Here is a 13,885-nt window from a genome sequence, read left to right on the forward strand (position 1 = left end):
CAATGTCATTAAGTTAAGATGACTCAATTAAGATCTCTATACCAGAAATGGTATAGGGGTCTTCTTTTTTATAAACATATGTTGACATAACAAGAGAAATATGTGGCCGCTTTCGCTACTGATGTTTTTAAGGTAGCGAAAGCGGCCCTTGTAATTAAGGAAAAAACTTGATTGCAAGGAGGTCGCATATGAAACCAAAGAATGTAAAAAAACTTTTATTTTCTGCAATTGAATCTACTACCGAAAACTATACTGGCTATGTTAATAACACACAAATAGACTTTACAAGAAACCGAAAACTTTCATTTTCAACAATTATCAAAGCTATCATTGGAATGGGAAGTAAGAGCATCACAAATGAGCTAATAGATTTATTTCCGGATGTTGAATCTTTACCATCTGCATCTGCTTTTGTTCAGCAACGTCAAAAAATAAAAACAGACGCTTTTAAGAGTATTTTTAATGATTTTACTTCAAAGTTGATAAATATAACTGATGATTTAGTTGTACTTGCTGTAGATGGTTCTGATATTCAAATACCAACTAATCCAGATGATAAAAGTTCTTTTCATCCTGGTTCCAATGGACAAAAGCCATACAATCTTTTACATTTAAACGCTCTCTACAATCTAGAGAATCATCTGTATACTGATGCTATCATTCAAGGAAAGATGAATACCAACGAACATTCTGCATTACAGGAAATGGTAGATAATTCTTCAATTAACAGAGCATTAGTAATAGCTGATAGAGGCTATGAATCTTATAACAATATGGCACATATACAGGAAAAAGGTTGGTTTTTCCTAATTCGAATAAAAGATGGAACTACTGGTATAAAAAATGGTTTGGATTTACCTGATATACCAGAGTTTGATGTAGACATAAATCTAAAGCTTACACGTAAACAAACAAAAGAAATGAAGAATTTATTTCTGACAGATAGAAATCACTACAAATTAATCCCACATTCAACGCCTTTTGATTATCTACCCCTAAAACTAAAAAAAGCTGATGAGGTGAAGTTTTTTGAACTTAACTTTAGGATTGTAAGATTCAAAATTACCGAAGATTCTTATGAAACAATACTTACAAATCTGGAAAAAACAGAATATTCCCCTGAAAGATTAAAAGTTCTATATGAATCTCGCTGGGGAATAGAAACTTCATTTAGAGATTTAAAATATACGATTGGGATGCTGAATTTTCACTCAAAAAAGGTGATGTGTGTCCAACAGGAAATCTATGCACATCTCATAATGTACAACTTTGCAGAAATGATTACCTCGCACGTAGTCATTGATAAAAAGCAAAGAAAATATACATACAAAGCCAACTTTTCAGTAGCTGCTCATGTGTGTAGACTATTTTTCCTCGAAAAAACAACATCACCCAATTTAGAAACCATAATTGCAAGAAATACTATTCCTATTAGACCTGGAAGGCACCGTGATAGAACCCTTACAGTAAGAGTATTTCGTGGTTTCCTATATAGAGTAGCATAAAAAAATGAAAAGTTAAAAATGCTATTTAAGCAGATTGATAATCTGTCTTATTATTATGCCCAAAAATGAAAAAACAAGATTGAAGCTCGATACTTCAATCTTGTTTTCTTCATTTTAGCCTCCACCGCAATGTTAACTTAATGACATTGGGCTTTTATGCCCCGCTCTTTTTTAAAGGAGAACTATAATGAAAAATATTATAGAGAACAATCCTTTTATCTATTAATTAAACTCTACTGAGTCGATAATCATTGCAAGCTCATCACTAACCATCGTATCTACTTCTTCATCAACACCCATGTATTCAACACATTCGAATAAGAGTGTCTTACCATTATGTTCAACGACGATTGCTGTATCGTATAAACCTAAGCCCTCTCCTACCTCAGATTCCATACATACCCAGTAAGCAAATTTCTCATCCATTGAAAATGGACCCTCATGAGTTGTAACCTTACCATCCCACATAGCAACTAAAGAATCTCTAGCTTCTTCCTGAGTCATACCTGTAAGTACTGAAACTGTTACCATGCATCTTCCTGAGCAATCGCCAACATAATCAAACCCAACAAAATCATTTCCTTCTTCTACTTCAAAAACCTCTGAATTGTATTCTACTGTCCATCCATCCTTGCTCTCATATGTTTTGTAATCTGGCATGCAATACTCTGTAGCAACTGTATTGTTAACCTCGGCTGCTGTTACCTCTGGAGCATAATGTCCAGTTGTTACCTCTGCAGTATCATTTGCAATTCCTGTGTACAATAACATTCCGATTATTGTTACAAGACTTAAACTCATCATTCCTTTTACAAACTTTTCAAAACTCATTTCTTTGTCCTCCTAATACCTTTTTCGTTCCCCTGTTTTTTACCTTTTCCCTTTTTCTGATGTAATAATATCATGTGATTTATCACACAAGTGTCACAGCAAATTTTTCCATAAAAAACGAGGCACCTATGATTAAAGTGCCTCGCTGTATTACGATATTACTATATGATGATATTACGATATTATTTTATTTGCTGTTAACATTGACGCTGCCAAATGAGCAATCAACATCAATATTCTTTCTATCTGTATTAGGAGCATCAATATCTACATCACCAAAATCACATTCACAATCAATCTTGTCGTATGTACCTGTGATATCAATATCGCCTGCATTTGCACTAACCTCAGCAGACTTGGCTGTAGAATCCATAAGATTGAGATCACCTGCATTTGCATCAATACTAATTTTTTCTGCTGTCGCATTCTTTACATCGATGTCACCTGCATTTGCATCAATATCAAACTTCTCGGCTGTTACATCATTTATATCAATGTCACCTGCGTTTGCATCAATATCAAAATCATCTGCCTGAATATCCTTGATATCAATATCTCCTGCTGCGATGTCAATCTTAAGAATGTCTAATTTTGTGTTGTTTGGAACAACTATATCAAGCTTGTAACCATCTAGGCTCTTCATATGCTTAGCACTTTCTTTCTGGATGATTGTAAGCTTTCCACCTTTAAGCTCAACTGTAGGCTCATACTTTTCTGGGAAAGTAGCATCTACTGAAAGACCTGTGCCATACTTGATATTAATATCAGCTGCACTCATATCAATAACAATATCGGTTACCTTTTCATTTGAGAAATCATAAGTCTTTGTATCTGAATTTCCGTTGTGCCAGCCGTCACTGAACCAGCTAAGACCACCAAAGTTCACAATGTGTCCCCACATAGCTGCTATCACAACAATTAATGTAATCAACCAAATTATAACTAAATACTTCTTAGTCCATTTCTTGTTTTCCATTCTTAATCCTCCTCCGCTGCCAATACAACATTTAATAATCTACGTAAGATTGCACCAATCACCCAAATAAGCCATGTGATATGCCAATCCATAGTAATGAAACTAATAATCAGATATAAGCAAGTAACTGTTGGCCAGTAAACTTCCATAACGCCTTCTGCAAATTTATTTACATACACGATATCATCCTCATCCTTTCCATAATTACCACTGATTGTTTTTGAATCATTAAGCTTTAAAACCTTTTCATAGCTTCCCATTACTGTAGTAGCATAGATAATCATGCAAACACCTGCACCTACGAAGTAGAATAAGCAATTAGAAACGATATCAATATCAATTGCTGCTGTAGGAATCCAAAGAATAAAGAGCATAATAGCTACTGCAATCATTACTGCGTGTGGAACCTTGAAAGCCTTTTTCTTTGCCTTTACCATATCAGCTGTTGACATATCAATCTGGCAAAGCTCTTTATCTAAGAATTTCCAATCATTTCCTCTGATACCTGCGAATACAAATAATGCAACTGCTACAGCGATGCTGATAAACATTCCTGTTACACCAAGACCATCTCCTACCTCTCCTCTAAGAAGGAATTCAAAAAGGATTGGCCATGTAACTGATGTGATGCAAAGTAGCACGCCGATACCGATTAATAATCCATTTCCCTTCATGACATTTAAGTAGTCCTCAATTTCTTCCATACGAAGGAAACGACGTGGCTTTGATTCTTCTCTCTCGTGAGTCTCTTTAAGTTCCTTAGTAAGTCCAAGATCTTCTGCAAGCTCATCAAGATTTCCGAACTCTGCAATGACTGTTCCAACTGCCTGATTTTCATTTACCCCATCAGTAATCATCTCATTAAATTTATCTTCCATCATTGAAAGCAACTCAGCCTTAGCTTTCTTAACCTCTGGAGTATTTGGCATATTTGCGAACATTGTCTCCAAATAGTTTTTTATTGTTTCCATATATGTTCTCCTATCTTCTCCTAATCCTGTTTTTCAATAAACCGTTCAACAACTTCTTTTGTTAGTTCCCACTCTTCACATTTCTCCCGGTAAAAATCTTTACCTGAATCTGTGACTCTGTAATAAGTTCTTTTCTTTCCGTTCCCCTCTGGATCTGGGTCCGCAACGAAGGATTCTATGTATCCGTTTTTCTCCATTCGGGTGAATGCCGAATAAAGTGTGGTCTCCTTGATTATGTATTTCTCCTCGGTGATTTGTTTTATCTGCTTTGATATTTCATAACCATAGGATGGCTCTTTTATCAGGATGCTAAGAATCATGGTGTCGTTGTAGCCACGGATTACGTCACTACTGATTTCGCCCATATTAACCTCCTTTATCTGTCGTACTATGTCTATCGTACTTTACCTGACGTACTACGACAGATGAAGTACTCCATGTGTTGAAGTAAATATACTACGACAGGCAAAGTATGTCAACACCTTTTTTGTAAAAATTTTTTTCAGACAAAAAAAAGCTATCTGAAACTTTCGTTCCAGATAGCTCAATGTGCGATATTTTTATACTGCATTTACAGCAACAACTCTAAGCTCATTGCTTGAGATAAACTCAGTTTTAATCCCCACTCTGTTAAGCTCAAAAGCCTTTCTAAAAACTTCCTCCAATGTTGCGCACTTAATGATTTCGCCAATTGCCATTTTCAAACTCCTCCTAAAAATTTTCTTACTGACTATTCTATCGGTCAGCTTTTTTGTTTTCTTAACTCTTTTCAGGAGAAATAATACCATGTCTTTTATCACACAAGTGTCACACTACTTAAATGTAACAATAGTAACGCCAGCATCACCCTCTCCAAACTCACCGAGATGGAACTCCGCTACGTTCTTGCACTTGCGAAGATACTGCTGCACGCCTGCTCGAAGGGCACCTGTTCCTTTGCCGTGTACTACACGTACTGAAGTAAGGTGACTGATATAGGCATCATCAAGATACTTCTCAAGCTTCGCAATACCTTCATCAACTGTGCATCCAAGAAGATTAATCTCTGGAGAGATGGATGCTGCCTTATTGAATCCACCGTAAGTCATATTCTTAACTCTTGTACCCTTCTTTGGAACAAACTTATCATCTTCCTCGATAAGCACAAGGTCCTTAATATTCACTGTGGACTTCATGATACCCATCTGTACTGTCACATCACCCTTTGAATTAGGAGCTGTGCAAACATTTCCTGTAAGATTCATAGAAAGAACCTTTACCTTATCTCCCACATGAAGATTTGTAGGTATGTTGTTGTTCTCCTGAACCTCCTGCTTTTCCTTAGCCTTGCTCTTTGATTTATTTACACCCTGACCCAGAGCCTGACGCTTTGCTTCCATGGCAGAAATATTTCCGCCACCCTTACCAAATTTATTAAAGTCACGAATGGCTTCATCAGCAATATCTTTTGCCTCCTGAAGGATAGCTGCTGCATCCTCATGAGCCTGACGAATAAGCTCCTCGCGCTGTGCCTTAATCTTTTCTTCCTTTGCTGTTGCATTGGCAAGCTTAGCCTCTGCTTCCTTAAGAGCAGCTGCTGCCTCTGCTGCGTCCTCCTCTACCTGATGACGCTTCTGCTCCAAATCTACCATCAAATCTTCAAATGACTTATCGTCCTCTGAAAGTCTACCTTGCGCATCCTCAATTAAATCAGCAGGAATTCCAAGCTTTGAAGAAATTGCAAAAGCGTTAGACTTTCCTGGAACACCAATAATCAAATGATATGTTGGGCTAAGAGTCTCCAGTGAAAATTCACAGGAAGCATTTTCCACTCCCTCTGTTGAAAGAGCATATACCTTAAGCTCACTATAGTGAGTGGTAGCCATAGTTCTAACATCTAAAACGTGAAGTCTGTCTAAGATAGACTGCGCCAGAGCTGCACCTTCCTTAGGATCAGTACCAGCACAAAGCTCATCGATAAGAATAAGGAACTGAGGAACCTTCTGCTCCTCCTTTGTTCCGTGTATTACCTTTGAGTAGACAAAATCCTTCTTATTCTCAGCTATAAGCTTCTCAGTCTCCTTGGAATAGCTTCCACCATTGATTGCCTCTAAAATGTGGACAATGTTAACCATGTGAGATGAGAATGTGGAAAGTGACTGCTCGATAGACTGCTCGTCACCGATATCTGCATAAACATCATCAAATACTGCTATCTGACTTCTATCCTTTGCTGGAATATGAAGACCAGCCTGAGCCATAAGTGTAAGCAGACCACAAGTCTTAAGTGATACAGTCTTACCACCAGTATTAGGTCCTGTAACAAGAAGAAGATTATAATCCTCTCCCAGCTTTATATCTGTAGCAACAACCTTCTTAGGATCAAGAAGTGGATGTCTTGCCCCACGAAGGTTTATGATTCCATCCTCATTAAACTCAGGACTGCTGGCATTGAGCTCGATTGCGTAACGTCCCTTTGCAAGAATGAAATCAATCTCTGTAAGTAATTCGTAATTACGGATGATTCCCTCTGAAGCCTCTGCAATCTGATTAGAAAGAATAGCAAGGATTCTCTCTATCTCATCCTGCTCACGTACCTGAAGCTCACGCATCTCGTTGTTCAAATCAACAGCCTGCATTGGCTCAATAAAGAAGGTACTTCCTGTTGAAGACTGATCGTGAACCATACCTGGAACCCTTGATTTGTAATCAGCACGAACTGGGAGACAGAAGCGTCCACCACGAACTGTAACTACTGGTTCCTGAAGGTAGCCTCTTGTAGTGCTGTTGTTAAGCATAGAATTCATTACGCTTTTAATCTTCTCGTTAGTGCGCTGCATTCCCTTTCTGATGTCAAAAAGAGCTGTGCTGGCATCATCTGCAATAGTCTCCTCATCAATGATGCATCTTCTAATCTCGTTGAGAATCTTCACCTCTGGAGAAAGACCATTGAAGTAGAAGGACAGGGCATCTTCCTCCTCCATCTGGCTGCCATACTTAGCAACTCGCTTTGTAACCTCAAGGACATTTGCTACCGCAAGAATCTCCTCAATACTGAGAGAAGAACCAAGCTCCAATCTGGCAAGTGAAGGACGTAAATCTGTAGTGCCGCTTACACTTACATCCGAAAACTTTACCAAACGATTAAAGGCGCAGGCTGTCTCCTGCTGCATCACCTTAATCTCTTCGATGTCATTTATTGGAAGGAGCTGCTTACAGCGAAGCTTACCTGACTCACAGGTAGCCTTCTCGGCAAGTCGCTCTATTATTTTGTCGTACTCTAATGTTTTTAAAACTTTAAGATTCATTATTCTTCTGTTCCTCTCATATATGAACATATACAATCTTATATCATTATATATAATCTTCGATAAATATCTACATAAAATAAGGGCTGGATTTCTCCAGCCCAATACTTATCTAGATTTCTCTATTCTTAATCTCAATATAAGATTTCACAACTTCAATCAGTCTGTCATAGTCCATAACTCCAGTATCCAGACAGAAGTCGTAGTTTCTGGCATCGTTCCAATCACGACCTGTGTAATACTTGTAGTAATCAGCACGGTGCTTATCAATATCATGCATACGCTTCAAAAGCTCTGCATCTGTTCCACTTACCTGTCTGCGCAAACGAGTGAGGCAATCCTCCTCTGATGCATAGAAGAAAAGCGAAAGCACATAGGCTCTGTCCTTCAAAATATAATCTGCACAGCGGCCTACTATAATACAGCTCTGAGTGTTGGCGATTCGCTTGATAACATCTGCCTGAAGCTCAAACAAATTGTCATCTGAGGTGAAGGCTGCATACTCTGGACTTAAAGGAAGTCCCTTGTAATGTGCCTTGGCAGAAAGGAAAATCTTTCTGACATGCTCATCAACCTCTCCGAAAAGCTCCTCGTTGATTCCACTCTGGTCTGATGCCATTCGAAGAATCTCTCTGTCATAAACTGGAAGACCTAGCTCCTTGCCAAGCTTCTTCGCAAGTGTAAGACCTCCCGAACCATAACTACGTGCAATCGAAATAACTAGCTTCTTGTCCTCTGACATGTGAAAACCTCCCCCATATTTACGCATTTCCTACGCTAAGCAAGAAATGCTTATTCTCCCAAGTATGCCTTCTTGATAGAATCATCATTCATAAGAGTTTTAGCATCTCCCGACAAAACGATATTCCCCGTCTCCAATACATACGCTCTGTCTGCAATAGCAAGTGCCTTCTTTGCATTCTGCTCTACCAAGAGTACTGTGGTGCCTGCCTTGGAAATCTCCTGGATGATATTGAAAATCTCCTCAACGTAGATAGGAGAAAGACCCATTGAAGGCTCATCCATAAGGATGATGCGTGGCTGACTCATAAGAGCTCGTCCCATAGCAAGCATCTGCTGCTCACCTCCTGAAAGGGTACCTGCCAACTGATTCTGGCGCTCCTTCAAACGTGGAAAACTTTCGTATACACGCTCAAAAGCATCCGCGATTTCCTTCTTGTTACTTCTAGTATATGCTCCCATTTTCAAGTTTTCAAGCACTGTTAATCCTGGGAAAACTCTTCGTCCTTCAGGCACATGAGCCATGCCCATAGATACTATTTTGTGTCCTGGAATCTTTGTGATATCAACGCCTTCAAGGAGCACCTGTCCTGAAGTTGGCTGAAGCATACCAGAGATTGTCTGAAGAGTGGTGGTCTTGCCGGCGCCGTTTGCACCGATGAGCGCAATGACCTCCCCTTCGTTAACCTCAAAGGAGATGCCCTTTAGAGCTTGGATAACTCCATAATTTACGATTAAGTCTTTTACTTCTAACATATTACTCTCCTAAATAAGCCTTAATAACTTCAGGGTCATTTAACACATCGCTGGTCTTTCCCTGCGCAAGCACGCGCCCGAAGTTTAATACCGTAAGCTTCTCACAGATTCCTGAAACTAGCTTCATATCATGTTCAATAAGAAGAATTGTCACGCCAAATTCTTTTCTGATGAGAGCGATTGTGTTCATCAAATCACGCGTTTCATTTGGATTCATACCTGCTGCAGGCTCATCCAATAGAAGAAGCTTTGGATTAGTAGCTAAGGCTCTTGCAATTTCAAGCTCTCGCTGTTTTCCATAAGGAAGATTAGAGGCGAGAATATCAGCCGAAGAATCAAGTCCAAATACTGAAAGAATCTCCAGTGCCTTTTTATCCATTTCCTTCTCTGTGGCAAAATACTTTGGAAGTCTGAAAATACCTGTTGCGGTGCCATATTCAAAGGAATTGTGTAATCCGATTTTTACATTATCAAGTACACTCTGGTCTCCGAAAAGACGAATATTTTGGAAGGTACGAGCTACACCAGCCTTGTTAATGTCTGCTGTTTTCTTACCTGTGACATTCTTACCATCCAGATAAATCATTCCATCTGTAGGTTTATAGATTCCGGTAAGCATATTGAAAACTGTAGTCTTACCTGCTCCGTTAGGTCCAATCAATCCATAAAGCTCTCCCTGCTCGATAGAAAGATTAAACTCATCAACAGCTCTAAGTCCTCCGAAGGAAATGCCTAAATTTGTAACTTCAAGTAAGCTCATTACTGCACCTCCTTCTTCTTAAATTTGCCAAGTATAGCTGCTGTTGTAAGACCGTGATCATCTCTCCACTTAAGGATAGCTGGTGCCCAGTTAAAGAGCATCAGAACAATCAGCACAATTGAGTAAATAAGCATTCTGTAGGTTGAAAGTCCTCTTAAAAGCTCAGGGAGCATTGTCAGAACAACTGCTGCAATAACCGAGCCTGAGAAATTTCCGATTCCACCAAGTACTACATAAACCAGTATCATGATGGACATGTTATAACCAAAGTTGTTTGTTGTTGCTGTAAGAGAATTGATGTTGTGAGCATAAAGCACTCCACCAAGTCCTGCGATAGCTGCCGAAATAGTAAATGCCACAAGCTTGTACTTTGTAACAGGAAGTCCTACTGTCTCCGCTGCAATCTGATTATCACGGATAGCCTTTACTGCACGACCAGTTCTTGAGTTAACAAAGTTGTGTGTAACAACAAGTGCCAGAATAAGCAACAATACTGCAATAGTAAATGTAGACTGACGAGGCGTTCCAGTAATACCCTGTGGACCATTGATGAGCATCTTGCCATCAATATCCATTCCGAGAGAAAGCTGATCCTTAATAGAGAAATGTACTCCCTTTGAATCCTTGCCAATGTACATAACATTGATAACATTCTTGATAATTTCGCCAAAAGCCAGCGTAACGATTGCAAGATAATCACCTCGAAGTCTAAGAACTGGAATAGCAATTAAGAAACCAAAAAGAGCTGCCATTGCTGTTCCAATTACAAGAGCTAGAATAAATCTTGGCACATCAGGAATGGTTTCCTGGAATACTCTTGAGAAAAATGCAGAAGAGAACGCACCAACGCACATAAATCCTGCATGTCCAAGAGAAAGCTCTCCTAGATATCCAACGCAAAGATTAAGTCCAACTGCCACAAGAGAATAAGCACAGACTGGAACAAGAAGTCCCTTCATAAGAGAGCTAAGATTTCCTGTGCTTTCCATAACTGACATTACAATGTAAAGTACTACGATAACACCGATTGTCACTAATAATTTCTGTGTAGATTTGTTTAAATTCTTGTATAAATTCATAGTCGCCACCTACACTTTCTCTTTGATTTGCTTGCCTAAAATTCCGGTAGGCTTAACCAAAAGTACAATAATTAATACCGCAAATACGATAGCATCTGCCAGCTGGCTGGAGATGTATGCTTTTGCTAAAATCTCGATAATTCCAAGAAGGAGTCCACCGATAAGTGCTCCTGGAATTGAACCGATTCCACCAAATACAGCAGCTGTAAATGCCTTGATACCTGGCATTGAACCTGTATAAGGAGTAAGTGATGGATATGAGGAACAAAGAAGTGCACCTGCGATTGCTGCAAGTCCTGAGCCAATTGCAAAGGTAAGTGAAATGGTTGCATTTACATTGATACCCATAAGAATTGCTGCTTCCTTATCCTCTGAAACAGCACGCATTGCCTGACCTGGCTTTGTGTTCTTTACGAACCACATAAGGACAATCATGATTACTACACATGTAATAATGGTAATGATTGCATTGCCTGTGATTTTAAGTGTGCCACCAGCAAGTGAAATTCCCTGCCACTTGATTACTGAAGTGAAGCTTACAGGATTTGAACCAAACAACATCAACGCCATATTCTGAAGGAAATAGCTGACACCGATAGCTGTAATCAACACTGCCAGATTAGTTGCCTTTCTAAGTGGTTTATATGCTATCTTTTCTATAATCATTCCAAGTGCTGTACAGCATACAATCGAAATAACAATAGAAAGTACAGCAGGCATGCCAGAATTTGCCATGCACATGAAAACAACATATGCGCCAATCATGATAACGTCGCCATGAGCGAAGTTAAGCATCTTTGCGATACCATAAACCATGGTGTATCCCAAAGCGATTATTGCATATACGCTTCCAAGGCTTAATCCATTGATTAAATAGGTTAAAAATCCCATAACTACAATACTCTCTTTCGTATAAGATAAAATTAGATGCAGAGCTGCCCCATCTTGGAACAGCCCTGCATCGTCATTGATGCGCTAATTAATCTACTGAAGCATATGCTCCATCTTTGATAATTACGGCTTTAGGTGCCTTTGATACCTCACCTTTATCGTTCCAGCTCATTCCCTCACCTGTAAGTCCATCGTAAGATACCTTCTGGATCTCAGCGATAAGTGCCTCGCAGATTTCCTCTGCTGAAGCCTCAGGTGTAAGACCTGCTGACTCAAGAGCCTTCTTAAGGATGTAAACTCCATCGTAAGCATCAGCTGCGAACTGGTTAGGTGTTCCGCCAAACTGCTCTTCATACTTAGAAACAAAGTTCTTTGTTGCCTCATCCTCTGCGTCAGCAGCGAATGGTGTAAGAAGGTATACACCTTCTGCAAGGCTTACATCGAAGTTTTCAACTGAAAGAAGTCCATCAAAGCCATCTACACCAAACATTACTGGAGCATATCCCATTTGGTTTGCCTGTGTAAGTACGATTGATCCTTCTGTGTAGTAGAAAGGAAGGAAAAGAAGATCTGCCTCTGCGTCCTTACACTTCTGAAGCTGTGTTGTGAAATCAGTCTTTGAATCTGCAGTGAAAGCTTCTGTTGCCACGATCTCAAGTCCAATTGCCTGAGCCTCTGCTGCAAATGTCTGATATACACCTGATGAATATGGATCTGAGCTATCGTAAATTACGCCCACCTTTGTTGCCAGCTCATTATCCTTAATATAGTCTGCAGAAACCTTTCCCTGGTTAGGGTCAGAGAAGCAAACCTGGAATACATTGTCATGTCCGCTTGTTACATCTGTTGATGAAGCAGATGGTGTAAGCATAAACATTCTATCTGCGTATGTCTCAGCAGATACTGCCTGTCCTGCACCTGAAGTAACTGTTCCTTCGAGAATCTGCATTCCCCAGTCCTTCAAAGTATTATATGCATTTACTGACTTCTGCTGATCAGCCTCGTCATCCTGGAAATTGAAAGAAATATTATAGCCATTAATTCCGCCTGCCTCGTTAACTTCATCTACTGCAAGCTGAATAGCATTCATAACACCCTGTCCGTACTGAGCAGCACCACCTGTGATTGGTCCAATACCACCAATTCTCCATGTGAGTTCTCCTGATGTGTCTACTGATTCTCCACCTGTAGCTGCTTTGTCACTTCCGCAACCTACAAATAAAGAAGCTGCCATTGCTGCACAAAGTGCTAAACTTAAAGCCTTCTTTTTCATAATTATACCTCCTGTCTTTTTCGCCGGTGAAACTTCTCGTTCACTTCAACACTTTAGTTCGCGAAACTACTTTGAAGATATAATAAATCTTGTTTAAACTATTTGCAAGAAAAACTTTCACACTTTAACTCGTTGATGTGTCCCTCGGGTAGTTTTTCCTCATCAAGTACCAGTGGTCCAAATGCCGTTCTTTTAAGCTCTAGCACGGTTTTCCCCACTGCAAAAAACATCCTTTTTACCTGGTGAAATTTTCCTTCATGAATGGTAATATAACAGGATTTTCCACCTTCATATTTCACTGTAGCAGGTGCTGTGGGCTCGCCCTCACCAATGTGAACTCCCGCCTCCAGAGCTGCCACATCCTCAGAAGTTAATTCATCATCTAACTCTACATAATAGGTTTTATCCACATGCTTCTTAGGCGAAAGCATGTCGTGAGCAAGCTGGCCGTCATTAGTGATAAGCAAAAGACCTGTAGTGTCCTTATCTAATCTTCCAACAGGTGCCAGCCCCTTTGGTGCATCAGGACACTGACTGTAAAACACATCCATGATTGTTCTCTCATGGGCATCTTCTGTAGCGGTGATAACCCCCTTAGGCTTGTTGATAACATAGTATGAAAATTTCTTATATGTGTATTCTTTACCCTGATATGAAATCAGGACTGTATTTTCATCTACCTTAGTCTCAGGTTTTGTAGCTTTTTCTCCATCAACAAAAATAAGGCCCTTCTTAAGAAGAGCCTTAACCTCAGACCTTGTTCCGATATTTAATTCTACCAAAAGCTTGTCTAATCGCATCATATTCAATTCACC

Annotated in this window: 14 protein-coding genes; 1 reads left to right on the forward strand and 13 read right to left on the reverse strand. The window is 39.5% G+C overall.

Going from position 1 to position 13,885, the window contains the following annotated elements; all coding sequences use genetic code 11:
* The first annotated feature begins 188 nt into the window (after nt 1-188).
* Entirely contained in the window at nt 189-1,505 is a 1,317-nt protein-coding gene (locus tag BMZ41_RS12950; RefSeq protein WP_090530129.1) for an IS4 family transposase, read from the forward strand.
* A 222-nt stretch (nt 1,506-1,727) separates the two neighbouring features.
* On the opposite strand, the gene BMZ41_RS12955 is transcribed toward BMZ41_RS12950, so the two are convergent.
* From BMZ41_RS12955 to BMZ41_RS13010, 13 genes are all read right to left on the reverse strand, one after another.
* A complete protein-coding gene (locus BMZ41_RS12955) occupies nt 1,728-2,336 on the reverse strand; it encodes a hypothetical protein (protein ID WP_090530319.1) in 609 nt (202 codons plus the stop codon).
* Between the two features lie 187 nt (nt 2,337-2,523).
* Nucleotides 2,524-3,312 carry a DUF4097 family beta strand repeat-containing protein gene (locus tag BMZ41_RS12960; protein ID WP_090169966.1) on the reverse strand — a complete coding sequence of 263 codons (789 nt, stop codon included), beginning with the start codon at nt 3,310-3,312 and terminating at the stop codon, nt 2,524-2,526.
* A gap of 2 nt (nt 3,313-3,314) precedes the next feature.
* Entirely contained in the window at nt 3,315-4,283 is a 969-nt protein-coding gene (locus BMZ41_RS12965; RefSeq protein ID WP_090530322.1) for a permease prefix domain 1-containing protein, read from the reverse strand.
* A gap of 20 nt (nt 4,284-4,303) precedes the next feature.
* Nucleotides 4,304-4,648, reverse strand: a complete 345-nt coding sequence (locus BMZ41_RS12970; protein ID WP_072915130.1) for a PadR family transcriptional regulator — start codon at nt 4,646-4,648, stop codon at nt 4,304-4,306.
* Nucleotides 4,649-4,843: 195 nt separating this feature from the next.
* The gene (locus BMZ41_RS15705) at nt 4,844-4,981 is read right to left on the reverse strand and encodes a hypothetical protein (protein ID WP_176754548.1); all 138 of its coding nucleotides are present in this window, start codon (nt 4,979-4,981) and stop codon (nt 4,844-4,846) included.
* 114 nt (nt 4,982-5,095) lie between these two features.
* On the reverse strand, nt 5,096-7,570 hold the full coding sequence (locus BMZ41_RS12975) for an endonuclease MutS2 (RefSeq protein ID WP_090530324.1): 2,475 nt from the start codon (nt 7,568-7,570) through the stop codon (nt 5,096-5,098).
* 112 nt (nt 7,571-7,682) lie between these two features.
* Nucleotides 7,683-8,312: a cytidylate kinase-like family protein gene (locus BMZ41_RS12980; RefSeq protein WP_090169974.1), complete on the reverse strand. Its 630-nt coding sequence runs from the start codon at nt 8,310-8,312 to the stop codon at nt 7,683-7,685.
* Between the two features lie 50 nt (nt 8,313-8,362).
* Nucleotides 8,363-9,067, reverse strand: coding sequence for an ABC transporter ATP-binding protein (locus tag BMZ41_RS12985; protein WP_090169976.1), 705 nt, complete (start codon nt 9,065-9,067; stop codon nt 8,363-8,365).
* 1 nt (nt 9,068) lies between these two features.
* The gene (locus tag BMZ41_RS12990) at nt 9,069-9,827 is read right to left on the reverse strand and encodes an ABC transporter ATP-binding protein (protein ID WP_090169978.1); all 759 of its coding nucleotides are present in this window, start codon (nt 9,825-9,827) and stop codon (nt 9,069-9,071) included.
* Nucleotides 9,827-10,906, reverse strand: a complete 1,080-nt coding sequence (locus BMZ41_RS12995; protein WP_090169980.1) for a branched-chain amino acid ABC transporter permease — start codon at nt 10,904-10,906, stop codon at nt 9,827-9,829. The genes BMZ41_RS12990 and BMZ41_RS12995 overlap by 1 nt, the downstream gene beginning before the upstream one ends.
* A gap of 9 nt (nt 10,907-10,915) precedes the next feature.
* Nucleotides 10,916-11,797 carry a branched-chain amino acid ABC transporter permease gene (locus BMZ41_RS13000; protein WP_090530326.1) on the reverse strand — a complete coding sequence of 294 codons (882 nt, stop codon included), beginning with the start codon at nt 11,795-11,797 and terminating at the stop codon, nt 10,916-10,918.
* A gap of 88 nt (nt 11,798-11,885) precedes the next feature.
* The gene (locus BMZ41_RS13005; RefSeq protein WP_090169984.1) at nt 11,886-13,070 is read right to left on the reverse strand and encodes an ABC transporter substrate-binding protein; all 1,185 of its coding nucleotides are present in this window, start codon (nt 13,068-13,070) and stop codon (nt 11,886-11,888) included.
* A 98-nt stretch (nt 13,071-13,168) separates the two neighbouring features.
* Nucleotides 13,169-13,873 carry a pseudouridine synthase gene (locus tag BMZ41_RS13010; protein WP_090169986.1) on the reverse strand — a complete coding sequence of 235 codons (705 nt, stop codon included), beginning with the start codon at nt 13,871-13,873 and terminating at the stop codon, nt 13,169-13,171.
* Nucleotides 13,874-13,885 lie beyond the last annotated feature (12 nt).

It is taken from the genome of Pseudobutyrivibrio sp. UC1225 (assembly GCF_900115215.1).
Classification (GTDB): Bacteria; Bacillota; Clostridia; order Lachnospirales; family Lachnospiraceae; genus Pseudobutyrivibrio.